Source organism: Citreimonas salinaria, assembly GCF_900107235.1.
Lineage (GTDB): Bacteria > Pseudomonadota > Alphaproteobacteria > Rhodobacterales > Rhodobacteraceae > Citreimonas > Citreimonas salinaria.
Window position 1 is genome coordinate 1 of sequence record NZ_FNPF01000011.1, and the last position, 23,516, is coordinate 23,516.

Annotated in this window: 28 protein-coding genes and 3 pseudogenes; 24 read left to right on the top strand and 7 right to left on the bottom strand. The window is 66.6% G+C overall.

Annotated elements, in window-relative coordinates; genetic code table 11:
• The coding region (locus tag BLW27_RS13445; protein ID WP_143042268.1) for a transposase at positions 1 to 388 on the top strand (388 nt) is incomplete at its 5' end.
• A 72-nt stretch (positions 389 to 460) separates the two neighbouring features.
• Here the strand turns inward: BLW27_RS13445 and BLW27_RS20760 are convergent.
• From BLW27_RS20760 to BLW27_RS13455, 3 genes are all read right to left on the bottom strand, one after another.
• The gene (locus BLW27_RS20760; protein WP_143042269.1) at positions 461 to 712 is read right to left on the bottom strand and encodes a cupredoxin domain-containing protein; all 252 of its coding nucleotides are present in this window, start codon (positions 710 to 712) and stop codon (positions 461 to 463) included.
• Between the two features lie 107 nt (positions 713 to 819).
• On the bottom strand, positions 820 to 996 hold the full coding sequence (locus BLW27_RS21215) for a hypothetical protein (RefSeq protein WP_218141119.1): 177 nt from the start codon (positions 994 to 996) through the stop codon (positions 820 to 822).
• A 152-nt stretch (positions 997 to 1,148) separates the two neighbouring features.
• On the bottom strand, positions 1,149 to 1,667 hold the full coding sequence (locus tag BLW27_RS13455; RefSeq protein ID WP_089883911.1) for a cytochrome P460 family protein: 519 nt from the start codon (positions 1,665 to 1,667) through the stop codon (positions 1,149 to 1,151).
• 163 nt (positions 1,668 to 1,830) lie between these two features.
• Between BLW27_RS13455 and BLW27_RS13460 the strand changes: the two genes are divergently transcribed.
• From BLW27_RS13460 to BLW27_RS13520, 12 genes and pseudogenes are all read left to right on the top strand, one after another.
• Positions 1,831 to 2,433 carry a TetR/AcrR family transcriptional regulator gene (locus BLW27_RS13460; protein ID WP_218141120.1) on the top strand — a complete coding sequence of 201 codons (603 nt, stop codon included), beginning with the start codon at positions 1,831 to 1,833 and terminating at the stop codon, positions 2,431 to 2,433.
• Positions 2,434 to 2,995: 562 nt separating this feature from the next.
• Positions 2,996 to 3,667 (top strand): TetR/AcrR family transcriptional regulator, encoded by a 672-nt coding sequence (locus BLW27_RS13470; protein ID WP_089883913.1) that lies wholly within the window; start codon positions 2,996 to 2,998, stop codon positions 3,665 to 3,667.
• A 36-nt stretch (positions 3,668 to 3,703) separates the two neighbouring features.
• Positions 3,704 to 4,633, top strand: coding sequence for a TAXI family TRAP transporter solute-binding subunit (locus BLW27_RS13475; protein WP_089883914.1), 930 nt, complete (start codon positions 3,704 to 3,706; stop codon positions 4,631 to 4,633).
• Positions 4,634 to 4,648: 15 nt separating this feature from the next.
• Positions 4,649 to 6,592, top strand: coding sequence for a TRAP transporter permease (locus BLW27_RS13480; protein WP_089883915.1), 1,944 nt, complete (start codon positions 4,649 to 4,651; stop codon positions 6,590 to 6,592).
• Positions 6,592 to 7,473 carry an amidohydrolase family protein gene (locus tag BLW27_RS13485; RefSeq protein ID WP_089883916.1) on the top strand — a complete coding sequence of 294 codons (882 nt, stop codon included), beginning with the start codon at positions 6,592 to 6,594 and terminating at the stop codon, positions 7,471 to 7,473. The genes BLW27_RS13480 and BLW27_RS13485 overlap by 1 nt, the downstream gene beginning before the upstream one ends.
• A gap of 14 nt (positions 7,474 to 7,487) precedes the next feature.
• Positions 7,488 to 8,219: a PIG-L deacetylase family protein gene (locus BLW27_RS13490; protein WP_089883917.1), complete on the top strand. Its 732-nt coding sequence runs from the start codon at positions 7,488 to 7,490 to the stop codon at positions 8,217 to 8,219.
• Positions 8,219 to 8,893, top strand: coding sequence for a 4-carboxy-4-hydroxy-2-oxoadipate aldolase/oxaloacetate decarboxylase (locus tag BLW27_RS13495; RefSeq protein ID WP_089883918.1), 675 nt, complete (start codon positions 8,219 to 8,221; stop codon positions 8,891 to 8,893). The genes BLW27_RS13490 and BLW27_RS13495 overlap by 1 nt, the downstream gene beginning before the upstream one ends.
• Positions 8,894 to 8,969: 76 nt before the next feature.
• Positions 8,970 to 10,010: a 4-oxalomesaconate tautomerase gene (locus BLW27_RS13500; protein ID WP_089883919.1), complete on the top strand. Its 1,041-nt coding sequence runs from the start codon at positions 8,970 to 8,972 to the stop codon at positions 10,008 to 10,010.
• A 10-nt stretch (positions 10,011 to 10,020) separates the two neighbouring features.
• Positions 10,021 to 10,767, top strand: coding sequence for a flavodoxin domain-containing protein (locus BLW27_RS13505; RefSeq protein WP_245710880.1), 747 nt, complete (start codon positions 10,021 to 10,023; stop codon positions 10,765 to 10,767).
• A 636-nt stretch (positions 10,768 to 11,403) separates the two neighbouring features.
• Positions 11,404 to 11,811 (top strand): universal stress protein, encoded by a 408-nt coding sequence (locus BLW27_RS13510; protein ID WP_089883921.1) that lies wholly within the window; start codon positions 11,404 to 11,406, stop codon positions 11,809 to 11,811.
• Positions 11,812 to 12,149: 338 nt separating this feature from the next.
• Positions 12,150 to 12,737, top strand: a pseudogene (locus tag BLW27_RS13515) (FMN-binding negative transcriptional regulator).
• Positions 12,738 to 12,793: 56 nt separating this feature from the next.
• Positions 12,794 to 13,030, top strand: a complete 237-nt coding sequence (locus BLW27_RS13520) for a pyridoxine 5'-phosphate synthase (protein ID WP_089883922.1) — start codon at positions 12,794 to 12,796, stop codon at positions 13,028 to 13,030.
• Here the strand turns inward: BLW27_RS13520 and BLW27_RS13525 are convergent.
• Together BLW27_RS13525 and BLW27_RS20765 are read right to left on the bottom strand one after the other, a co-directional pair.
• Positions 13,027 to 13,353, bottom strand: a pseudogene (locus BLW27_RS13525) (transposase family protein); the annotation flags it as partial. The gene BLW27_RS13520 and the pseudogene BLW27_RS13525 sit on opposite strands and share 4 nt — an antisense overlap.
• A pseudogene (locus BLW27_RS20765) lies at positions 13,319 to 13,471 on the bottom strand (M24 family metallopeptidase); the annotation flags it as partial. The pseudogenes BLW27_RS13525 and BLW27_RS20765, both read right to left, overlap by 35 nt.
• A gap of 8 nt (positions 13,472 to 13,479) precedes the next feature.
• Between BLW27_RS20765 and BLW27_RS22005 the strand changes: the two are divergent.
• Together BLW27_RS22005 and BLW27_RS22010 are read left to right on the top strand one after the other, a co-directional pair.
• Entirely contained in the window at positions 13,480 to 13,593 is a 114-nt protein-coding gene (locus BLW27_RS22005) for a fumarylacetoacetate hydrolase family protein (RefSeq protein ID WP_342708071.1), read from the top strand.
• Positions 13,594 to 13,638: 45 nt separating this feature from the next.
• A complete protein-coding gene (locus BLW27_RS22010; RefSeq protein ID WP_342708070.1) occupies positions 13,639 to 13,815 on the top strand; it encodes a hypothetical protein in 177 nt (58 codons plus the stop codon).
• Between the two features lie 74 nt (positions 13,816 to 13,889).
• Here the strand turns inward: BLW27_RS22010 and BLW27_RS13535 are convergent, their stop codons facing one another.
• Positions 13,890 to 15,056, bottom strand: a complete 1,167-nt coding sequence (locus tag BLW27_RS13535; protein WP_089883923.1) for a cation:proton antiporter — start codon at positions 15,054 to 15,056, stop codon at positions 13,890 to 13,892.
• A gap of 54 nt (positions 15,057 to 15,110) precedes the next feature.
• On the bottom strand, positions 15,111 to 16,304 hold the full coding sequence (locus tag BLW27_RS13540; RefSeq protein ID WP_089883924.1) for a cytochrome c3 family protein: 1,194 nt from the start codon (positions 16,302 to 16,304) through the stop codon (positions 15,111 to 15,113).
• Between the two features lie 118 nt (positions 16,305 to 16,422).
• On the opposite strand from BLW27_RS13540, the gene BLW27_RS13545 reads away from it, so the two are divergent.
• From BLW27_RS13545 to BLW27_RS13585, 9 genes are read left to right on the top strand one after another with little or no spacing between them, the layout of a single operon-like run.
• Positions 16,423 to 17,691: a Na(+)-translocating NADH-quinone reductase subunit A gene (locus BLW27_RS13545; protein ID WP_089883925.1), complete on the top strand. Its 1,269-nt coding sequence runs from the start codon at positions 16,423 to 16,425 to the stop codon at positions 17,689 to 17,691.
• Positions 17,688 to 18,470 carry an RnfABCDGE type electron transport complex subunit D gene (locus tag BLW27_RS13550; protein ID WP_089883926.1) on the top strand — a complete coding sequence of 261 codons (783 nt, stop codon included), beginning with the start codon at positions 17,688 to 17,690 and terminating at the stop codon, positions 18,468 to 18,470. The genes BLW27_RS13545 and BLW27_RS13550 overlap by 4 nt, the downstream gene beginning before the upstream one ends.
• A complete protein-coding gene (locus BLW27_RS13555) occupies positions 18,457 to 19,251 on the top strand; it encodes an FMN-binding protein (RefSeq protein ID WP_089883927.1) in 795 nt (264 codons plus the stop codon). The genes BLW27_RS13550 and BLW27_RS13555 overlap by 14 nt, the downstream gene beginning before the upstream one ends.
• Positions 19,252 to 19,254: 3 nt before the next feature.
• A complete protein-coding gene (locus BLW27_RS13560) occupies positions 19,255 to 19,920 on the top strand; it encodes an NADH:ubiquinone reductase (Na(+)-transporting) subunit D (protein ID WP_089883928.1) in 666 nt (221 codons plus the stop codon).
• Complete coding sequence (gene nqrE, locus BLW27_RS13565; protein WP_089883929.1) at positions 19,917 to 20,531, top strand: NADH:ubiquinone reductase (Na(+)-transporting) subunit E; 615 nt, start codon at positions 19,917 to 19,919, stop codon at positions 20,529 to 20,531. Before BLW27_RS13560 ends, nqrE begins: the two co-directional genes overlap by 4 nt.
• Entirely contained in the window at positions 20,528 to 21,751 is a 1,224-nt protein-coding gene (gene nqrF / locus BLW27_RS13570; RefSeq protein WP_089883930.1) for an NADH:ubiquinone reductase (Na(+)-transporting) subunit F, read from the top strand. The genes nqrE and nqrF overlap by 4 nt, the downstream gene beginning before the upstream one ends.
• Before the next feature lie 3 nt (positions 21,752 to 21,754).
• Positions 21,755 to 22,747 (top strand): FAD:protein FMN transferase, encoded by a 993-nt coding sequence (locus BLW27_RS13575; RefSeq protein ID WP_089883931.1) that lies wholly within the window; start codon positions 21,755 to 21,757, stop codon positions 22,745 to 22,747.
• 4 nt (positions 22,748 to 22,751) lie between these two features.
• Positions 22,752 to 22,931: a hypothetical protein gene (locus tag BLW27_RS13580; RefSeq protein ID WP_089883932.1), complete on the top strand. Its 180-nt coding sequence runs from the start codon at positions 22,752 to 22,754 to the stop codon at positions 22,929 to 22,931.
• Positions 22,928 to 23,320 (top strand): CBS domain-containing protein, encoded by a 393-nt coding sequence (locus BLW27_RS13585; RefSeq protein WP_089883933.1) that lies wholly within the window; start codon positions 22,928 to 22,930, stop codon positions 23,318 to 23,320. The genes BLW27_RS13580 and BLW27_RS13585 overlap by 4 nt, the downstream gene beginning before the upstream one ends.
• Positions 23,321 to 23,516: the final 196 nt, after the last annotated feature.

Consider the following 23,516-nt stretch of genomic DNA (forward strand, 5'->3'; position numbering starts at 1 on the left):
GGAAGACGAGCAGATCGGAACGGTCACCGCCGACGGCGCCTACGACACGCGCCGGTGCCACAAAGCCATCACCGACCGGCAGGGCACCGCGATCATCCCCATCCCCATCCGCAGGAACGGACGTCTTTGGAAAGAAGACTGCCCGGCTGCACGCGCCAGAAACGACACCCTGCGCGCCACCCGATATTACGGACGGGCATTCTGGAAACGCTGGACGGGATACCACGCCCGCAGCCGGATCGAGGCGAAGATGCGATGCCTGAAATCCTTCGGCGATCGCATCATGGCCAGGGACCCCGACCGACAGACTGCCGAAACCCACATCCGCATCGCCCTTATGAACCGCTTCACCGCCCTCGGCACCGCCGATATCGTCCGCGCGGCATGACGTCAGTGGGGTAAGGGGCAGTCACGCCTCAGGCGAGATTTGTGCAACAACGTCCCTCCGCGATCATGCCTGCTACTTCATGCGGAATGCAGAAATACTTGTAGAGGCCAGCGACTTCGAACGAGTTGCCCAAGAGCCGGCAGGCGCGATGTTGCCGGAATCGAAGGGCTGGGCGTTCTCCGGAAGAACGACGTGCGAGGCATCGTTCGTCAAGCTCGTGTCTGCTGTGACCGTGTGGCGGACATCGGAGGAAGTCGTCCCTCGGATGGTGTCGCCGGTCTTCAATCCAACGGTGGCCGGCACATATTCGAGCGCGTTCGTCATCTCGACGGTTGCCGCACGCAGGTCCGGAATCGTCCTCCGCCTCGGGCCGCGGTGACGCCGCGATGCCTTTCCCGCTCTCCATCGCTTCTGCCTGTGGAGGGCGGCCTTCAGCCGTGGCGGCCTCCAGCCGTGGCGGCCTCTTCGTTCTTCTTTCCGCTCGCCTCTGAAGACGTTGCGGCACCGGCGTCACACTCGAATGCTTTGGCTTCGCGTTGCGGTGTGTTGGCTTCTGCCGCGACGTATTTCTGATCGTCAGCGGCAGCGCCTTCTTCTGTCTGAAGCATCTGAGCGTATCGCTCCGCCGAGACTGCCGGCACCTCCTTTACGAAAGCCGTCATGTCCAGAAGTTCGCTCTCCGATAGAATATCTGAGCCTGCACCCTGCGGCGCCGCGCCGCAGGGCTCACCGCAACGACTTCAACGCGCTGGACCTGCTGTCACCGTAGATCGGCGTTCGTCGTGAAGAGGAAGTCTTCGCCTTCTGCCGAGGCGTGGCAATCGATGCAGCCCTGCGCCTTCCCCGCGATAGGCATGCCATCCGGAGTCTGGTCGAGGCTGCCGTCGGGCAGATATTTGGCCCAGAACCAGTTGCCGGAGTCGGGCGCGTAGTCCTCCCCGCGCCGGAACATGATCGTCACGGCGCCAAGATGATCGCCCGGGCTGCCGAGCACCTGATCGACCGTCACGCCCTCGGGGCCATAGTTGCGCTTGATCACCAGCGCGCCAGTGTGACCGTCAATCGTCGCGTCGGTGTAGGACGTCTCCAGCATCATGCCGTGGGGGTCCGTCCCCTCGTAGGGAAACGCCTGCACCGCATCGTCTCCTGCCAGGTTTCGCTCCTGCATGGCCTGCCAGAGCTGCGCGGCGTAGTCTTGGTCCTCCTGCCCACCGAAATCCTGCGCCAGCGCGATGGTCGCCGCGAGGGTCAGAGCGCCTCCGATCAATATCAGTTTCATCTAAAATCCTCCTCCTGCTGGGGCCGGTCGGCCCATACGACGTAACGCGCCAGACCCAATTTTGTTGCAGTCGTTGCAGAATGCGTGCGGCCGGGACTTCGTGAGGAACTTTGGCGCGCGGGGAGGATTTTACAGCAGATGATACAAAAAGATGGAGAGGTCCTTGGCTCGCCCGAGATCCTTCGACGAAGCCGCCACGATGGAAAAGATTGTCAGGCAGTTCTGGGCGCGCGGCTACGAGGCGACCTCAATACGAGACCTAGAAGCCGCGACCGGTCTCGGCATGACGAGCCTTTACAACGCCTTCGGAGGTAAGCGCCAAGTCTTCTGCTCGGCGCTGACTTACTACTCGAAGCACCGGACGCAGCGCTGCATTGAGGGGATCGAGCGTCTTCCTGCGCCGGCGGACCGAATCCGGACTTTCGTCGCGCGCGTGATCGACGCGGCATCGGAAGATCCCGATCGGTTGGGATGCCTCGTGATCAACACGGCGATCGAACTCGGCCCGCACGACGAGGACATCGCCACGGTCGTTGCCGACAACCTTGCCGAGGTCGAGGCATTCTTCCGGCGCAACTACGAGGCGGCGCAGAAGCAGGGACAGGCGGACCCGAACGTGACGCCCGAGGATGCGGGGCGCTCCTTCAGCGCGCTGATGTTCGGATTGCGGGTGCTCGCGCGGTCCCGACCCGAGCGCGATGTCATGGAAGGTGCGGCGCGGCCTCTTCTGGCGCTCCTGCGCTATGGCGATCAGGGGTGCTGCTGACAAAATCGTCCAATGACGTAGTCGCAGCATCGGTTCACTGACCCGTCCAATCGACTCGTGCCGGTACTGGGACAAGGTGAGCAAGAGTCGTCGCATCGAGGTCCTGACCTGCTCCGCCCGAAAGCCTCTGGCTGGGTTGCTCTCATCCCAAATGTCGCGAAGTTCGGTCACCCGGTCCGAGATCTTAGTGGTCAGTCAGAGGGCATCGTCGGCCTCCACCGCACCGGTGTTTATCAGGATCCCGTGCGACGGTCGCGGGAACAGAAGTCGTCGAACTACCTGATGGGCGGCGTGGAGAAGCCCGTGATGTCAAATCCAAGGCCACGAGGATGGCTTGGCAAGCTCTGCACCTCAGGCACGTGCCGGCCGCTTTCCACCTTCTGGATAGCAGATCGCTCGCCCGGTCCGTGCCGAGAGGGCCGGCAGCGGAAGCGATGCGTAATCAGGCCATGCGAGCCGGCCAACGTAGAAAGAGCCGCTGTCCGCTTTTATACATCTGTTTAAAAATATGGACAGCGAGAAAACGGATTGATACATCTGTTCGCAACGAGGAGGACGGTTGATGGTAAAACCCGGCGGGAAGGTGGCAGCGAGGGCGGCGGTGCTTGACGCGGCAGAGCGCCTGTTTTCCGAGCGCGGTTTCGCGGCGGTGTCGCTCCGCGAGATCGCGCGGGCGGCATCTGTCAATGTCGGCAGCGTCACCTATCATTTCCGCGACAAGCTGGGGCTGCTCGAGGCGATCTACGAGCTGCACACGCGTCCGATCAACGCCCGCCGGCTCGAGCTTCTGGGCGAGGCGCGGCGGGTCGCCGATCCGCGGCAGCGCCTGACGGCGGTGCTGCGTGCCTACCTCGTTCCCGCGTTCTCATCCTCGAACGACCTGGCCGGAGGCGGCGCGCGGTTCACGCGCATGCGCGCGCTTCTGTCCGCGGAAGGCGATCCCGACGCAAAGCGCATCATCGCCGAGGCGTTCGACACCACCACCGAAACCTTCATTGACGCCATACGGGAATGCCTTCCCGACGCGCCGCGGGAAGAGATCGTCTGGCAAAGCCATTTCCTGCTGGGCTCGCTCTACTACACGCTGATCAACCCCGAGCGGATCAACCGGCTGTCACATGGTGCGGCGGACGGCCACGACCGCGAAACGGCGATCCGGCTCATCGTCGAGGCGACCAGCGCGGGGCTCCGCGCCCTGGCACCTGCGCGCGAACCGGTAGGCGCCGACACCTGAGGCAAACAAAACCTGAAGCAAGAAAGGGAGGACCAAATGACCTTCAGTTGGAAAGCGGCAGCCGCCGCATTGACCGTGCTGGCAGCCACGCCCGCCGCGGCGCAGGAACGGATCTCGATCGGCACGGGTGGCACCGGCGGCCTGTTCTACGTGATCGGTGCCGGTATCGCCGATATCATCAACAACCGCATGGAAGGCACCACCGCGCGGGCCGAGGTCACCGGCGCGTCGGTCGAGAACATCCGCCGCGTCGCGGCGGACCAGATGGATTTCGGCTTTTCATCCTCCTCGACGCTTTACGAGGCGAAGGAGGGGCAGGGGCCTTTCGAGGGTGATCCGCAGCCCGTCGCGGCCATGGCGTACCTCTACCCGGCCGTGCTGCAGATCGCCACGACGGCGGATACCGGCATCACCGGGTTCGAGGATCTTGCGGGCAAGCGGATCAATCTCGGCCCCCCGGGGAGCAACGCGGCCGTCCTGTCGCAGCGCCTGCTCGAGGCCTACGGCGTTTTCGACCCGGGCAACGTCGAGTTCCTGTCCTATACCGAGGGCACGAGCGCGCTGATGAACGGCACGATCGACGCCACGACCGTACTGGCCGGAGCGCCGACCGCCGCGCTGATCGACCTCGATGCGCAGCGCGACATGGTGCTGCTGTCGCTCGACCAGGAAAAGGTCGGAGGTCTATTCGAGGAGTTCCCCTACTACCAACCCCATGAGATCGCGGCCGGCATCTATCCCGACCAGACTGAGCCGGTGACGGTGGTCAACGATCCGGCGACGCTCTTCACCAAGGAGGACGCCGACCCGGCGCTGATCGAGGAGTTGACGGCGGTGATCTTCGACAACCTTGAAGAGCTGGGCGAGGTGCACCCACAGGCACAGGCGATCTCGCGCGACACGGCCACCCGGACGCCGATCGCCCTGCACCCGGGCGCCGAAGCCTATTTCGGCTCGACGAACTGACCGGAGGGCGGAGCGGTGTTCAAGCTACTCGACAGGTTGCGGCTCGACCGCTCCGCCACCACCCGTTCGGGCGGAGAGATCGCCTTCATCTCGCTTCTCTTCACGCTGGTGGCCGTGGCGGTCACCGGGCTCGTCATCTACGGAGCCTATTTCGGGCTGATCACGGCGCTGATCCTGCGCTCGGCGTTCTTCTCGCTGGTGGCCTCGGGGGCGCTTCTCGTGCTGGGTCTCGCCAGTGAACGCACGTGGCTGCGCTGGCTGTGCTACGGGCTCGCGGTCTTCGCGTTGGTGCCGGGATATCACCTCTGGGCCAGCTACATCGACATCATCATGCGTGGGGCCATGGCAACGCCGCCGGACCTGTGGATCTTCGCAGGGCTGCTGGCCGTGCTCTTCGTGCTGGTGTGGCAGGCGCTTGGCTGGGCGCTGGTGGTCATGATGGCGGCGGCGATCCTCTACGCCTGGTTCGGCTATCTCATTCCCGGCGAGTACGGCCATGGCGGCTATGACCTGCGGCGGCTGGCCTCGACCCTCATGCTCTCGACCGAGGGCATCTACGGCGTGCCCATGGGCGTGGCCGTGGAATACATTTTCCTGTTCGCCCTGCTGGGCGGGCTCTTGATGAAGATCGGCACCGGCGAGGTCTTCGTAGATCTCGCGCGCGGCCTGACGGGCCGCATGCGCGGCGGTCCGGGCCTTTCGGCGGCGCTCTCGAGCGCACTTCTGGGCACCATCAACGGCAGCGCGGTCGCGAACGTCGTGACCACCGGCACCTTCACCATCCCGCTGATGAAGCGCGTGGGCTATACCCCGACGCTGGCCGGCGCGGTCGAGGCCGCGGCGTCTTCGGCCGGCCAGATCCTGCCGCCGGTGATGGGCGCCGCGGCCTTCCTGATGGCCGAGATCATCGGCGTGCCCTATGCGCAGATCGCGCTTGCCGCGCTGATCCCCGGCCTGCTCTACGTGCTGACCCTGATGGTGGCGGTGTGGCTCGAGGCCGGGCGCCTCGGGCTCGAGCGGGACGCGCAGGCGGGGCTCGCCCTGCTGCGCGACACGCTGCTCAGGCGCGGCTACCTGCTTCTGCCGCTGATCGGGCTCATCGGGTTTCTGGCTGCGGGCTATACGCCGACCCGCGCGGCGGTGATGTGCCTGGTCCTCGGGCTTCTGATCTCGCCGTGGCGGCGCGAGACGCGCATCGGACTGGTGGACCTGGCACTGGTCTGCCGCGACACGCTGCTGGCCGTCATGCCCATCGTCGCCGCCGTCGCCGCCGCGGGCGCGGTGATCGGCGTGCTCAACCTGACCGGGCTGGGCCTGATGCTGTCGGGATTGATCGTCGATCTGGGCAACGGCAACCTCTTCGCGATCCTCCTGCTGACGGCGCTGGTGTCTTTCCTGCTCGGGATGGGGCTACCCACCTCGGCGGCCTACCTGCTGCTTGCGGTGCTGGTCGCGCCGGCGCTGACGCGCCTGGGGATGGAGCCTATCGTCGCGCACATGTTCATCTTCTATTACGGCCTCGCATCGGCGATCACGCCGCCGGTCGCGCTTGCGGCCTATGCCGCGGCCAGCATCTCGGGCGGTGACGCGAACCGGACGGCGTTCGAGGCCGTGCGCCTGGGCTTCGTGAAGCTTCTGGTGCCGTTCCTCTTCGCGACGATGCCCGCGCTGCTCATGGTGGGCACGCCGGTCGAGATCGCGCTGGCCACCGCGCTCGCCGTGATCGGCACCGTCGGACTGACCGTGGCCTTCGCCGGCTGGTGCGGCCGGCCCACGACGTGGCCGGAACGGCTCGTGCTCGCCGCCGCGTCCCTGCTGGTCGTCTGGCCGACGCCGGTGGCTTCGACCGACGTGATCACGCTTAGCGCGCGGTGCGCGGGGCTGGTCCTGTTCGTGATGGTCGGGCTCCGGCTTGCCGGATCAATCTCCGACACCTCCCAAGTGAAAAGAAAAGCCTGATGACCGAGTCCCAGAACCTTCCGTTCCACCCGTCGCCGTCAAAGCCGAAGATCGCGCTTCCGCCGGGCGCCTGCGACGCGCATTGCCACGTCTTCGGGCCGGCTGCCCGGTTTCCCTTCGCGCCCGAGCGGACCTATACGCCTGTCGACGCGCCGAAGGAGACGCTGTTCGAACTGCACCGGATGCTGGGGATCGAACGGTCGATCCTGGTGCAGGCAAGCTGCCACGGAACCGACAACGCCGCGATGCTGGAAGCCATCGCCGCCTCGGAAGGACGCTATCGCGGTGTGGCGATGGTCGACAAGGATGTGACGGTGGACGAACTGCGCCGCCTGCACGAGGGCGGGGTGCGCGGGGTGCGTTTCAACTTCGTCTCGCACCTGGGCAAGGACGCCGACATCGACGCGGTCCGCGCCATTGTCGACCGCATCGCCGAACCGGGCTGGCACGCGGTGGTTCATTTCGACGCCAACCGGCTCGAGACGCTGGCCCCGGTGCTGGAAAGCCTGCCGGTGCCGCTGATCGTCGACCACATGGGGCGCGTCGATGCGAGCCAGGGCACCGACCAGCCGGCGTTCCGGATGCTCCTCGAGCTCATGGAGGACTCGCGGTTCTGGGTGAAGGTCTGCGGCGCCGAGCGGATCAGCCGCGCCGGGCCGCCCTTCGCGGACGCCGTGCCGTTCGCGCGCACGCTTGTCGACCGGTTCCCGGACCGCGTGCTCTGGGGCACCGACTGGCCACATCCGAACATCAAGAAGAACATGCCTGACGATGGGCATCTCGTCGACCTGCTGGCCAAGATCGCGCCCGATGCGACCGCGCTGCGCAGGCTTTTGGTGGACAATCCGACCCGGCTCTATTGGCCGGAAGCGCTGGACTGAGGAGAGAAGACAGGATGGCGAACAAGACGGCTCTGGTTATAAGCGCGCATTCCGCGGACTTCGTATGGCGCTGCGGCGGGGCGATCGCCCTGCATCAGAAGCGCGGATACGACGTCACGGTGGTGTGCCTGTCCTACGGTGAACGCGGCGAAAGCGCCAAGCTGTGGAAGCAGGAGGGGATGACGCTCGACAAGGTCAAGACCGAGCGCCGCAAGGAGGCCGAGAACGCCGCCGCTGCGCTGAACGCCCACGACATCCATTTCTTTGACCTGGGTGACTATCCGCTCGAGGTGGACCGGGCCGGCAAGGACAGGCTGGTGGACGTCATCCGCAAGGTGCAGCCGCGGTTCATGCTGACCCACTCGAAATACGATCCGTACAACACCGACCACATGTATGTCTGCCAGGTGACGCTCGAGGCGCGGATGATCGCGCAGGCCTGGGGCCACAATCCCGGCGAGACGGTGCTGGGCGCGCCGCAGGTCTACCTGTTCGAGCCGCACCAGACCGAGCAGATGGGCTGGAAGCCGGATACCTTCCTCGACATCTCGGAGGTGTGGGAGCAAAAGCGCGCCGCCATCGAGTGCATGCAGGGCCAGGAGCACCTGTGGGACTACTACACCAACGTCGCGCAGAACCGGGCCAACCATTTCCGACGCAATTCGGGCGGACAGGCTGGCGGGCGCGCTGCCACTCACGCCGAAGGCTTCCAGTCTATCTTCCCCCGCACCGTGGACGAACTGTGATGGGCGGCGTCGTGGTTCAGAACGTCGACCGCGCGGACCCGGACATCGTCCGCCGGCTGGGGAAATGCGGCGTGGCCACAGTGCACGAAGCCCAAGGGCGCAAGGGGCTGATGGCGGCGCACATGACGCCGATCTACGCCGGTGCCTCGGTCGGCGCGTCGGCGGTTACCATCAGCGCTCCGCCGGGCGACAACTGGATGGTGCATGTCGCCATCGAGCAGCTGCGCGACGGCGACATCCTGGTGCTGGCCCCGACCTCGCCCTGCGACGACGGGTATTTCGGCGACCTGCTGGCGACTTCTGCCCAAGCGCGGGGCTGCCGCGGCCTGGTGATCGACGCAGGCGTGCGCGACGTTGCGGACTTGACGAAAATGGGCTTCCCCGTCTGGTCAAAGGTCGTCCACGCGCAGGGCACGGTGAAGGAGGCCGTGGGCTCGGTGAACGTGCCGGTGGTTTGCGCCGGCGCCTACGTGCGCCCGGGCGACGTGATCGTGGCCGACGCCGACGGTGTCTGCGTCGTCATGCGCGAGGAAGCCGCCCAGGTGCTTGAGAAGGCCGAGGCGCGCATTGCCAACGAAGAAGCGAAGCGCACGCGGTTGGCGGCGGGCGAACTGGGGCTCGACCTCTACGACATGCGCGCGCGGCTGGCCGAGAAGGGCCTGAAATACGTCTGAGGATGGCGCGGCCGGAGGTCCCGTGCGCCGGCCGGACCCTCGAATGCGCGATGAAAGAGGAAGAGGGGACGAGCGGATGACGGATGGCGTACGCGCGATGTGGATGCGTGGGGGAACGTCGAAGGGCGGCTATTTCCTGGCCGACGAACTGCCCGTGGACCGGGACGCGTTCCTCCTGCGTATCATGGGCTCGCCCGATCCGCGGCAGATCGACGGAATGGGCGGCGCGGATCCGCTGACCTCGAAGGTTGCGGTGGTAAGATGCTCCGAGCGGCCGGGGGTCGACGTGGATTACCTGTTCCTGCAGGTCTTCGTCGACAAGGCGGTGGTCACCGACGCGCAGAACTGCGGCAACATCCTCGCTGGCGTCGGCCCTTTCGCGATCGAGCGCGGGCTCGTCGAGGCTTGGGACGGCGAGACCACGGTCGTCATTCACATGGAGAATACCGGCCAGCGTGCTGTTGCCCGCGTTTCGACGCCGGGCGGACGGGTGACCTACGACGGGTCGGCGCGGATTGACGGCGTGCCCGGCACGTCCGCGGCGGTGCCTATCGCCTTCGAGGACACGGCTGGTTCGAGCTGTGGCGCGCTCCTTCCGACCGGCAACGCCGTGGATGAGATCGAGGGCGTGGCCTGCACGCTGATCGACAACGGCATGCCCTGCGTGGTGATGCGGGCCGATGCCTTCGGGCTTTCCGGGAACGAGGCGCCGGAGGAGCTCGAGGCGAATGCCGCGCTCCGCACGCAACTCGAAGGCATCCGGCTGAGGGCCGGGCGCCTGATGAACCTCGGTGACGTGTCCGAGAAGTCGGTGCCGAAGATGACGCTCGTGTCCCCGCCGCGGGCGGGCGGGGCGCTTGCCACCCGCACCTTCATCCCCCACCGCTGCCACAAGGCCATCGGCGTGCTGGGAGCCGTCAGCGTAGCCACGGCCGCTCTGCAACCAGAGGGGCCGGCGGCAGAGGTGGCCGCAATACCCGAAGGCGAGGAGAAGTCACTGTCGATCGAGCACCCCACCGGCGAACTGACGGTGATCACCACATTGCGGAATGGCGAGGTCGCACGCACCGCCATCCTGCGCACCGCGCGCAAGCTGATGGACGGGTTCGTGTTCTGAGGCACCGAACATGAAAGGGGACCAAGCGCTGCATTTCTATCGCTTGCGTTTATCCGGCCGCCGGGTCAGCGGAATCGACACGCCTGCCCTGAACTTGATCTGCCGCAAATCCCGAGCGGGAGAAATCAGCCAGAATGCGGATAAAGCGCAGCTTCAACGCAAGCAGGCAACCATCATGCCGGAGGTCCAAATGGCAATACTCATCGCATTCGGAACCGTCGAGGGGCAGACCGGCAAGATCGCGCGCTTTGCCGAAGGAAAGGTCCGCGAAGCCGGTCTCGAGGCCGTGCTTTTCGATACGGCCAACAAGACGGCGCCGGTTTCCTTTGATGGCGTCGACAAGGTGATCCTCGCCGCCCCGGTGCATGAGCGTCGGCATCCCGTGCCGTTCGAGATCTTCATTGCAGCACATCGCGAGGCACTCGCGGCCCGCCGGACGCTTCTGCTCTCGGTAAGTCTCAGTGCCGCATTCCCCGAAGGGCTCGCGGAAGCCGACGACTATCTGATCGAGATGAAGATGCGCACCCAGTTCACTCCGGATGCCGAGGCTCTGGTCGCGGGCGCCGTTCAGACCCGGAAATACGACTATTTCGCCACCCAGGTCGTCCGACATGTCGTGCTGCGCGATCGTGGCTACGACCCGAGCAAGGGCGAGCACGAGTTCACCGACTGGGATGCGCTTGCGGCAACCCTTGATGATTTCCTCGCGCTCGAGGCACCTCGAAGGGGGAAAACTGAACGACTGGCGGAACGATAGCCGGTATCTGGTGGCGGTTCGCCACTTGATTGCGATGCTCGGAACAGCGATCCGGACCGGGCTACTACCCTTCTGCTTCAACTTTGCTTTCCAGTTCAGTCCCACGCGATGCGGTCCCGGCCGGAAGCGCACTCTACCTCATGAACTGCGGGAGCTGACATGGGCAGGGCGGTCGTGGGGATGGACCTTGCGCCGCGGACCTTGCCCGCCTCCCGACGGACCTGACAGGTCTGAACGAGTCACTGCCGATCGTGCAGGTTATGTCCTACGTCCGCGATGGATTCCGGGATGGCCAATCCCGCAACGTGAGATCCTAGTTGGACCGGCGGTTCTCTACGGCAGCGGCGCCGGCATCTCGACGCCAACGCCACTGCCGCTCGTCAAGGTCGCGAAGTATGTTCACGGTCTGAAAGATGGCGGAAAGATCGATCTCGGAACGTGCGCCAATTGATCGGACAGGTCTTTGCGCCACGCCCGTGGCGCCACCGCTGCAGCGTGGAGATTGGAAGCCGCCGGGCATCAGGTCGCCTCATTTTCCCTCTTTTTGTCATGAACGCCGTCGCACGGGTCATTCATTTGATCAAGGTCAACACGCTCGAGCGCGTGATCTGGCACAGACGGTCAAGGAGGTGACCCATGTACCAGAAGATTCTCATTCCTATCGCTCCGGACCACATCGACGCTGTCCCCGAATCGATCGCGGCCGCTCGTGTGCTGGCAGACGAGGGAGCAACCATCCACGCGCTTTCGGTGCTTGAGGTGATCCCGAACTACGTCTCCACTGAGATCCCGTACGAGGTTTACGAGCGCTCCTGCGGCGAAACGCAGACAAGATTGGAGGCGGCATTCCAAGATTTGCCCGAAGCTAAGATCAGCGCCGAAATCGGAAGCCCGTCCTCGAAGATACTCGACGTAGTGAAAGAGGGCGGATACGACCTCATCGTGATCCGCTCGCACAAGCCGGGGCTGCAAGACTGGTTCTTGGGATCGACCACCGGCAAAGTGCTGCGCCACGCGCCCTGTTCGGTGCATGTGCTGCGGTGATTGACGGGATGAACCGGTCGTTCGAACAGGGACAGCGAAAGCTCGCTGCGTCCGCACGCCGGTCATCCAAGCTGCGAAGTTGCTGCGCGCTGCACGAACGGCTGGTTCGGTGAAGCCGCTGCGGCGCTGACTCGACCTCAAGGGGCCGGTCAGAGCCGTTCATGTCTCTCCTTGACCGTGCTGAGTGGGTGGAAACCAGTCATTCGCGGCGTCTGCATCAAGGTGTTCTGGGCGGACACTGCGGACGTTCCCGATGTCCCGCGACCCTCTATGCCGCGGTTGCGATCTCATTGCCGGTCCATAAAGTGCGTCCTACGGTCAAGCGCAGCAGGTTACGAATGTATGTTCCGCGTCATTTCCATGAAGTCAGGCCAGACGCGATCGCGGCAATGATGCGCGATGCACCGCTTGCCTGTGTGGTCGCACATACACCTGAGGGCCTCGTCGCCAATCACCTTCCATTGCTTCAGGGCCCGGAGGACGCCCTCGTAGGGCATGTCGCGCTGGCGAACGACACGCACCGACTCATTGAGGATAGCCAAGAGGTGCTTGCAGTCTTCCGGCGTGACGATGCTTACGTTTCTCCGAACTTCTATCCGACCGAGCAGGAGCACCATCGGCATGTGCCGAGCTGGAACTACTAGGTTGTTCATGTCTATGGGGCCATTTCGTTTCAACACGATGATCGTAGCAAGCGAGCCGCCGTTGGCCTTTTGACCCGCGATCATGAGCGGCGCGTGAACGGAAAAGTGGCTTGGGGAATGGCCGATGCCCCAACTGATTACATGGAGCAGATGCTCGGCGGGATCGTTGCGTTTCGCGTTACTGTAAGCAGGACGTTGGCAAAAGCGACACTTAGCCAGAACCGAGAGACAAGGGATCATCTGGGAGCGGTCGAAGGACTACGAGCCTCTGGGCATGCGTAACTTGCTGAGCGGATGGCGGAACGTTTGGCCGTCGAAGACTGAACAGGAACAGTGCCATGACGTTGCTTTCCGTGAACTTGGAAGCTGCCGTTTTTTTGCGGAGCCGGCGCAGCGTGCCGTGGCCGGAACCGATCGCCATCGTAAGGGCGGTTCTGGCTGAAGGGGCCGAAGGCATCACGGTCCCTCCGCGCCCGGATGGTCGCCACATCAGGTATCCGGAGGGTTTCGACCTGTCGCATCCTGTGCAGACGAAGTTTCCCGAGACAGAAACTAAGCCCCAGACGCATGTCTAGGGCCAGAGCAGGACGGTAGCCGCGGGCGCGATTGCTGAGCGGAAAACCCTAGGGCGTCGGTCATAGCGAGTTACGACACGTCGCCAGTCCTTCAGGCGCCCGAACATGATTTCGATCCTGCTGCGACGCTCGTAGCGGCACGTCGACATCCGCCACGGGATGCAGGGCGTAGTTCCCTTATCCATAAAGTCTTCGCGGAACCAGCCGGCATCGTATCCTTGATCTCCCAGCAGCCAATCTGCTGGTGGCAAGCGACCCAACGATGCACTGGCACCGGGATAATCACTGAATGTGGTAGACGCCGTCGACCATGCTCGCGGCCTGCGTGCGCAGCTGGATCTCGTCCCAGTTCTTGATCTCGCGCGCGGCGAGCATGATCTGCTGGCCGTGGAAGACCTTGACGCCTTCCTCCTGCAGGGCGTGGAACATCGCTGTTTCGGCAATTCCAGATCGACCGCGCGGGCAATTGGGACGAGGGCAAGGGCTGCGACACGTTTGGCCGCACCGGCCCCTGGCTCGTGACGCGGGACGAGATCGAGGATTTCGAGGACCTCGGCCCGTAGCTCGACGTTGACGGAGTGCGGCAGCAGGCCGGAACGACCGCAACGATGATCTACAGGGTGCCGCATCATGAGCCTTCAGCCGGGCGACATCATCTCACTGGGGCGCTGCCGGGCGTGGGCATGGGGCAGAAGCCGCCGCGCTACCTTTCGGGCGGCGAGGTCGGGACCCTGGGCATAGACGGGCTTGGTGAACAGCGCTCGATGGTTCTTGCGGCGCTGTAGGGCGTCGGATCGACCGGAAGCCGGACGCGCAGTCGTTTTCCGGATCCGAGACCGCCGCGCAGCCGTCTCCCACGTCAATGGTCCGGGCCCGAGCGCGTCAGGTGGCGCAGGACGGCCAGCGTACAGGGGGGGCCGGCGACCTCGAAGACGACAGTCGCCGCGATGGTGAGCGTCAGGATGGTCGGGCCCCATTCGGGATAGGCTTCCGCCGCCACCAGGCCCATGCCCACCGCAACGCCGGCCTGCGGCAGCAGCGCCGGCCCGTAGAGGTGTCGTTCGCCGCGCGGCACGCGGGCGAGAAGCGCGCCCGCCTCGCCCGCCGCCACGCGTGCCGCCACGCGCAGTGCGACATAGGCGGCGGCGATCCAACCCAGCGTGAACAGCGCACTTAGATCAAGCGTCGCACCGGCCATCAGGAAGAACAGGATCATGAATGGCCATTCGATGTTCTCGATCTCGTGGAATGCGTATTCGTGATGCCGGGCAAGGTTCGCGACCAGCGCGCCGGCCGTCATCCCCGCCAGCAGGAACGACACGTCCAGCCAGATCGACAGGCCGGTCGTCAGGAAGACGACGCCGATCGCTTCGGTCTGCTGCGGCTCGCCCGGTTCCAGTCGGCCGGTGAGAAACGCCGCCGGAATGCCTATGACGGCACCCAGCAGGAGCGCACCGCCGATGTCATGCGCCGCGGCGACGATCGGCTCCAGCCAGCCGCCCGAAAGCTGGACCACCGCGAGGCAGAGCGCGAAGACCACGAGCCCCCAGATATCATCGACCGCGACAATGCCGCTGAGGGTCTCGGTGAACCTGTTGCGGATGCCGGACTGGTGGAGGACGTCGGCGATGGCTGCAGGGTCTGTCGCCGTCGCCGCCGCGCCCAGCAGCAGCGCCAGTCCCGGATCCATCCCCAGCAGGACCAGGCCACCCCAGACGATAACCGTTGTCCCGACGACGATGGACAGCGAGATCGCCACGATGGCCCGTCCATGCCGGGTCATGTTCTCGCGCGTCAACTCGCCGCCCAGCAGGAAGGCGACCATGGTGAGCGCGACCGCGGTGAGCGGCTCGAACGCGCTCCGCGCGGGGTCGGGCAGCAGGTCGAGGCCCGACTGGCCGATGAGCAGCCCCAGCAGCAGTAGCATCGTCACCCGCGGCAACCGCGTCATGTGGCCGAACCGGTCCGCGATCAGCCCGACGAGAAACAACAGGCCGATCGTGATCAGCAGGCTTTCCTGTTCCAAAGCCGCCCGCTCCTCAGGCCATGTCGTGTCGCGGGTGCCGACGGGGCAGCGGCATCAGCGTCGCAGACCCATGGCTTCGACGTCCACGCCCAGCGGCTCGCCCAGATCCACGATGGAATCGTAGAGCAATTGCAGCATGTAGACCGGGTTGTGGGCATAATTCCCCGGATCCGCCGTCACCAGCTTCCAGTTGTATGCGGCGCGCAGGCTGCGCGGGGTCCATGCGGCGTAGGCGGTGGGCCCGTCCGCTGTCTGGTCGATTGCGCCATCGCCATTCGCGTCCGCGAAGAAATAGGGATAGCGGCTGCCGTCATAGATGATCGGCGCGCCCACGACCTCTGTCGCATAGGCCTTCACCATGTCCAGCAGGGTGGCGGCGTTGGCCTCGATGTCGGACCGGATGCCCTTAGTGGTGTCGCCGCTTCCGTCATAGCTCTGCCGCGCTATGCGGATGGCCTGCGGCGAATCGGCCAGGTGGCAGGTCTGGCACGGCTCGAAGGCGACCTCGAGCGTGTGCGGGTCGTGGCACGAATTGCAGCTGGCCACAGGGGGCGCGTGGAAGAACCGCCCGGCATAGGTCCGCCCCTCGTAGTGGTAGCCGGATCCGGCATAGCCGCCCAACCATGTCGCCGCAGCGGTCGCGTAATGCGGGTTGATGAAGCGCAGGTCCGGGTTCGGCGTGTCGAGGGCGTGCCCGGCGACGGCCTCGGACACTTGGGTGCCCGAGGTGCGCCCCTGGTGGCAGGTCATGCACGACGCCTCGACCCCCTGCACCGGATGCCGGAGACCGCTGGGGAACACCACCTCGGTTACGTCGTTCAGCCCTGCGTCGTGGCAGGTGCCGCAATCGACGACGCCCCCGGTGCTGATCGGTCCGTTCACGACGCCGGCTTCGCTGCCGTCCAGCCCGTGATAGTCGCGGAAGCCTTCGCCGGAATGGCAGGTTGCGCAGACGGCGGTGATCTCTTCCTCCTCGTCCCAATGCCGGAACGCCTCGGCCGCCGCGTCCGCGTGGGCGGAACGGAACCAGTCGGCGATCTCCTGGCTGTTCTCGATCTCGACTCCGGCCGCATCGAACGGGCCGGACATCGGGAAGGCGTAGGGAACCCCGGTCTGGGATTCCGAACCCTCGGACGCTGCGGGATCGTCCTGGGCGAGTACCGTCTGCCCCGATGCCAGACCGACGGATAGGAGAAACCCGAGCAGGACAGCTGGAAGCGAGCGTTTGGATCTTGCTGTATCGGGCATGTCGCGGCCTCCGGTGGCGCAGGTGATGGGCGGGTCGCGCCAAGGCTGCCAGAATATGCCGGCTTGCGATTTGCGCTGAGTCAAATCGGCAAATGCGGAAGCGTGTTAATCGGCGGGAATGATCGATCTCAGCTTCCGCTCCGGCCTAGCGCCCCGCTTTGCCTCGCCGCCCTCCGGTCCGCTGGAGTGCGACGACTTCGTCACGGAAGAGGCCGGCCTGCGCGCCATGCCCGGCCAGGCGCCGCGCGTGGCGATGGAGGTCGAGCAGGGGGCTTTGGTGGCGCAGGGAACGCCGATCGCGCGACTGCGCTCGGCGCCCGAAATCTGCTTTGTCGCACAGATGCCGGCCCGTGTCGCCCGGATCGATCTGCTTCAGGGCCATCGGCTTTCCGAGATCGTGCTGTTCCGCGAGCCGGGCGGCGACCCGGTTCGCCACGACACGTCCGGGGCGGATACCGAGGCGGGGCTGCGGCTTCTGATGCAGAACGCCGGCCTCTGGCCTTGGCTGGGGCGCCGGCCCTTCGGCGGGATGCCCGCACCCGACGAGCGTCCGGCGGCGATCATTGTCATGGCGACGGACACGGCCCCGCTCGCCCCTGATCCGCGGCAGGCGCTGACGGGGCGGGAAGAGGCGTTCGGGCGCGGCCTGCACGCGCTGGCCGGCCTGACCGACGGCCCCGTCCTCGTCTGCCAGCAGCCCGGCCCGCCGCTGTTCGACGCCGCACTTGCCGGGCGCGTGCGCACGGTGGATTGCGGACCGCGCCATCCGCAGGGATCCGCCGGCCTGCGCGCTCACGCGCTGTGCCCCGCCGGGCTCGACCGGCCGGTCTGGGACATCCATGCCGAGGATGTCGCGCATCTGGGTGACCTGCTCGCGACCGGCATCCTGCCGATGACGCGCCTTGTCCGCGTCGGCGGCGAGGCGCTGCGCGAGGGGCGGCTGCTGCGCGCCCAGCCCGGGGCTGATCTGCGCGGGCTGGCCCACCGGATCGCGCAGCCGGGGGCGCATCTTCTTCTTTCGGGGTCGCCGCTGGACGGCCACGAGGCGCATTGGCTGGCGCCGCGCCACCGCCAGGTCACGGTCCTGCCGCGGCGGGCGGCGGGCGCGCAGCCGCACTGGCTGATCGCCGCGCTGACCCGGTCCGGGACGCCGAAGCCCGTCATCCCGAACGCGGCATTGGACCAGGCCTTTGGCAACACGCTGCCCGCGGCGGCCTTCGTCCGGGCTCTCGGCTCGGGCGACGACGAGACCGCGATGAAGATGGGTCTTCTGTCCCTGCTGGAGGAGGACGTGGCGCTGGCCGACTACGTTCTGGGCGGAGACGCGCATCTGCCCGGCCTGCTGCGGGCAATGCTCGACCGCATCCGGACGGAGTTCGCGGCGTGACGAAGGGGATCTGGACGCGCGAGACGGTCGTGCTGATGCTGCTGGCCGCTTATCTGCCGCTGGCGGTCTTCTGGCTGTGGTTCGGCGGGGCCCCGGCGGTGCAGCGGTCGAGCCTTGCCCTGCTGGTGCTGGGATTCTGGAACCTCGTCTTCCTGCTGGCACGGGCGCAGGCGATCTCGCTCGCCCTGGCGATCACCGCGCTGGCGATCGCGATGCTGGCGCCCGAAGGGCTGGGGACCTTCCGCCTCGTCCTCGGGATCAGCTTCGGCGCGGTGATGGGAGAGCTGGTCTTCGGCGGCTGGGGCCGGAACGTCGTGCATCCGGCCACCGTGGCGCTGTCCTTCCTGGGCTTCGGCTTTCCGGGCTTTCCGTGGCCCGACTTCCTGGCGCCCGTGGCCTGGGCCGCGATACCCGCCGCACTGATCGGATTGGCGACGGGCGTGCTGCCCGGTGGTGTCATCGCTGGCGCCGCGCTGGTGGCTGCCGTGACCTTCGCGCTGGGCCTGCTGTCCCAAGCCGCGCTGCCCGCCGCGGGGATCGTGCTGGTCCTGCTGGTGGCCGATCCGGTCACCAGCGCCACCACCCATTTCGCGCGCTGGCTGAACGGCGCCCTTTACGCCGGGTTCGTGACCCTGTTCGCGGCGGGCTGGCAGGGAGCCGCGCCCGCGCAATACGCGGTGGCCGCCGCCCTTCTGACCTCGCTTGCGGCGCCTCTGCTGGACGAGATGGCACTTGCTCTCTGGTATGCACGCAGACGGAGGCGTCATGGCGCGCAGTGACTGGAATCCCTGGCGCAGGCTGTTGGCCCTGCCCAACGAAAGCCGGACCAAGACGCTGGTCATCGCCTTTCTCGTCGCCAGCGTCTGCGCGTTGATGGTCAGCGGCGCCACGGTCCTGCTGCGCCCGATCCAGACGGCCAACCGCGCGGCCGAGGAACAGGCCCGGATCGAAACGCTGGTGCGCGGCATCCCGGGCATGGCCGACCTGCTGGAGCAGTCTGGTGGCACCCTGTCCACCGTGGTCGTTAACCTGGAAACGGGGCGCGCGGCCGAGGATGTCACGGCCGAGACGCTACCCGTTACGCTGGCCGATGCCGCGAACTGGAGCACGCTCGAACCCGGAGAGGACATCGCCGGGCTGGGCCAGCGGCCTGATTTCGCGCAGATCTTCCTGCTGCGGGAAGGCGAGGACATCTCGCTGGTGCTGCTGCCGATGACGGGGCAGGGCTATGGCGGGCGCATCGACGCGATCATGGCGCTGCGTGGCGACATGAACACGATCGCGGGGGTCGCCGTCACCAATCATTCCGAAACGCCCGGCCTTGGGGGCCGGATCGAGGAACCGGCCTGGCAGGCGGATTTCCCCGGCACCGAACTGCGCGGCCCGAACGGCGACATGCGCTTTTCGGTGGCGCGCGGCGAGGCGTCGAGCCCCTACGAGGTCGACGGGATTACCGGCGCCACCCGCACCGGGCGCGGCTTCACCAACATGGTGCGCTTCTGGCTTGGCCCCGAAGGCTATGGCCCGCTGATCCGCGCCATCCAGCGCGGGGAGTTCTGAGCCGTGGCCCCCCGTACGGATTTTTGGGCCATCCTGACCGAGCCGCTGATCCGGCAGAACCCGGTGACGCTGCAGATCCTCGGCATCTGCTCGGCGCTTGCGGTGACCACGTCACTGCCGACCGCGCTCACCATGTCGGTGTCGCTGACCGTGGTGCTGACGCTTTCCGCCATGCTCATCAGCCTGATCCGCCGGCACATCCCGGATTCGATCCGGCTGATCGTGCAGATCGTCATCATCGCCTCGCTGGTGGTCGTCATCGACCAGTTCCTTCAGGCCTATTTCGCCGAGATCAGCCGCGCCCTGTCGATCTATGTCAGCCTGATCACCACCAACTGCCTCGTCCTCGGCCGGACCGAGGCCTATGCTCGCCATCATGCGCCACTTCCCGCGGCGGTCGACGCCTTCGGCAACGGGCTGGGCTATTCGCTGATCCTGATCATCATCGGCGGGACGCGAGAGCTGTTCGGCCAGGGCAGCCTGTTCGGCGAGCAGGTCCTCCCGCTGGCCTCGGAGGGAGGCTGGTTCACCCCGCTGGGCCTGATGCTGCTGGCGCCTTCCGCCTTCTTCCTGCTGGGAGGGCTGGTCTGGGCGATCCGCTCGTGGCGCATCGAGCAGGCCGAGGCGCCCGAGCATGCCTCTCCCGCGCAGGCGAGGGCCGCCGAATGACCGGTCTCTGGGCACTTTTCCTGGGGGCGGCATTCGTCGACAACATGCCGCTGACCCTGTTCCTGGGGCTGTGCACCTTCCTTGCGCTGTCGAAACGGCCCGAAAGCGCCATGGGGCTGGGGGTTGCGATGACCGGCGTCATGGGCGTGACGGTGCCGCTGAACTGGCTGATCTATCAGGGGCTGCTGGCACCGGGCGCCTGGGCCTGGATCGGCATGCCGGAACTCGACCTGTCCTACCTGTCGCTCATCGCCTTCATCGGGGTGATCGCGGCGACGGTGCAGCTGCTGGAGATGGTGCTCGACCGGTTTTTCCCCACCATCCATGCCGCATTCGGAGCCTTCCTGCCATTGCTGACCGTGCAATGCGCAATCCTGGGCGGCAGCCTGTTCATGGTCGACCGATCCTACGACTTGGCCGAATCCGTGGTCTTCGGCCTTGGCAGCGGGCTGGGCTTCGGCGTCGCAGTGGTGATGCTGGGCGCGATCCGCACGCGGCTGTCCTATGCTGACCTGCCGGCGGGCCTGCGGGGGCTCGGCATCGCCTTCATCCTGACGGGCCTGATGTCGCTCGGCTTCGCCTCGTTCGCGCAGATGGCGTTGTCGCAATGACGGAGATCGTGCTGGGCAGCCTGGTGATCGTGGCGCTGGTCCTGGGGCTTGCGACCGGGCTTCTGGCAGTCCGGCGGCGGCTGATGCCTTCCGGCGGGGTCGATGTCGACGTCAACGGCGCGCTGCACGTGACGGCCCGGCGCGGGGCGAAGCTGCTCGACGTCCTGCACGACGCCGAGATCCGCATTCCCGCGGCCTGCGGCGGCAAAGGGACCTGCGGGCTGTGCCGCGTCACCGTGCTGGGCGAGGGTGCCGGCGCGCCGCAGGCGACCGAGCGCGGCGTCCTGTCCCCGAAGGAGCGGCGCGATCAGGTCCGCCTTGCCTGCCAGACCAGCCTGCGCGGCGATTGTCAGGTACACGTCCCCGAGGGCATCCTGAGCGCGGGCGCGGGCTTTGCCTGCACCGTCGCCTCGACGCGCATGCTGGCTCCCCTGATCCGTGAAATCGTGCTCACGCTGCCAGGCGACCGTCCCTCGACCTTCCGCGCCGGGGACTTCATGCAGATCACGGCGCCGCCCTACCGCCTCGACTTCGCGTCGCTGGACCTGCCCGAGGCCTTCCGTGACGCCTGGCAGATCGCCGGCTGGCACTCCATGAAGGTCGCCTCCGAGGTCGAGGTGACGCGCGCCTACTCGCTGGCCAGCCGGCCCGAGGATGCAGGCAATGCGGTATTCAACATCCGCCTCGCCGTGCCGCCCGCCGGGCGCGAGGCCGAGGTCCCGCCCGGCCTCGTCTCGTCCTGGCTGTTCTCGCTGGAGCCCGGAGATACGGTCGTGGCCTCCGGCCCGTTCGGCGATTTCCACGTCCAGCCCGGCGAGCGCGAGATGGTGTTCATCGGCGGCGGCGTCGGCATGGCACCGCTGCGCGCGATGATCCATCAGGAGCTTGGCCGAGGCACCGCCCGGCGCATCCGCTACTTCTACGGCGCACGCACCGCCGCCGACCTGTTCTACGCCGACGAATTCGCGACCCTGTCGGAAACCCACGCCAATTTCAGTTTCACGCCGGCGCTGTCCGACCCCGCCCCCGGCGACCGCTGGACCGGTGCGATCGGCTTCATTCACGAGATCCTGCGCGCAGAGATGAGCGGCCACCCCGCCCCGGAAGACTGCGAGTACTACCTCTGCGGGCCGCCGGTTATGATCTCGGCCGTCCTCGCCACGCTGGAGCGGCTGGGCGTCGAGGCTTCCACCATATACTATGACGACTTCGGAGCCTGAGATATGAAAAGACACCTCGCCTCGCGCCGCGGTTTTCTGGGTCTGCTCGGGGCGACGCTCGCCTGTCCCTTGCTCACCCGCCCCGCCTTGGCCCGCGCCGCCGCGCTCGAATCTCTGACGGGCGAAGCCTTCGGCACGACCTGGCGGATCGTGGGGCCTTCGGGGGCGGACCTTAGGCCGTTGCGACCGGCGATCGACGCCCTTTTCGCCGGCATCGACGCCGAGATGTCGCCCTGGCGCACCGACAGCACCATCGGCCGCTTCAATGCCGGTACCCTGACAGAGTTGAGGGGCGCCGAACTGGTCCATGTGGCACAGGCGGCGCTGGCCCTCGCCGGCGACAGCGAAGGCACATTCGACCCCACGGTCGGTCCGCTCGTCGCCCGCTGGGGGTTCGGCCCGATCGAGCGCGGCGGCGCGCCCGGCTGGCGCGGGCTGGACGTGTTCCCGGGGCGGATCGCCAAGCGACGGCAGGACCTGACGCTGGATCTGTGCGGGATCGCGAAGGGTCGCGCGCTCGACTGCGCCACCGAACTGACACGGGGTAGCGGCCTCGACTTTCTACTGCTCGACTTGGGGGGAGAGCTGCGCGCGCTGGGGCCGCATCCCTCCGGCCGAGACTGGCAGGTGGCGGTGGAACACCCGCACGCGGGAAACCATACGCCCGCCATCCTGCACCTGCCCGCCGGCATGTCCGTGGCGACATCCGGCCTGGGCGCGCAGAGCTTCGCGCTGGGTCCGCGCATCTGGGGCCACATCATCGACCCCGCGACCGCCGGCCCGGTGGAAGGGCGCCTGCGCTCGGTCTCGGTCCTGCAGGCGGATGCGATGGCCGCCGACGGCTGGGCCACCGCCCTCTTCGCGGCCGGCGACGTTGGCGGCCCGGCGCTTGCCCGCGCCCGCGACATCCCCGCGCTGTTCCTGTTCGAGGACGACTCCTCGCTGCACCACATCTCAACGGGCGGCCTTGGCGACGTGCTGACATGGAGAGGATAGCGGGATGACAGAGTTGATCTTCGCCGTCGCGATCGTCACCCTCGCCGCATTGGGCCTCGGCCTCGGCCTGATCCTCGGCCGGGGGCCGGCCCTCACCAGTTGCAGCGCGGCAGCCTGCCTGCCCGAGGGGCGCTGCGCGGACTGCCCGCTGCGCCGGGAAACCGAAGAAGAAGTGCCGCGATGAGCGCGATGCGAATCCTGTCGATCATGCGTGAGGACTTTCCCACGCTTGCGCCGACGACCCCGATCCGCCGCGCCGCCGCCCTTCTGGTCGAGGCGCGCGCCTCTGCGGCTCCGGTTCTGGGCGAGGACGGAGTCCTGGCCGGCATCCTCAGCCAGAAGGACTGCTTCCGCCCCGCGCTCCATGCGAGCTATTACCGCGAATGGACGGGCAGCGTCGCGGATCACATGACGCGAGAGGTCGTTCTCGTCGACATGCGGGACGAGTTGATCAAGGTCGCGGAGATGTTCCTGCACCACCGGCACCGCGCATTTCCGGTGCGAGACGGTGGCCGCATCGTCGGTATTGTTCGCCGCTCAGATGTCCTTGCGAGTTTGTTGAGCTTGGGGTGATGCTCTTCTGGAACGTTTTACGGCGCGCATCGACCGGCAAGCGCCGCCTTCGCTGCAGGCGCAGCCGTCAAAGATTTCCAGTGGTCGTTGGTGGGCGCATGGTGGCGGAACAATCGATCATCTTGTGGTGCCGGAGGGCAGAAGAGCCCGGCGGTGTCGCGGCCTCTCCCCAGCATGTGGATGCTCCCGCTTGGCC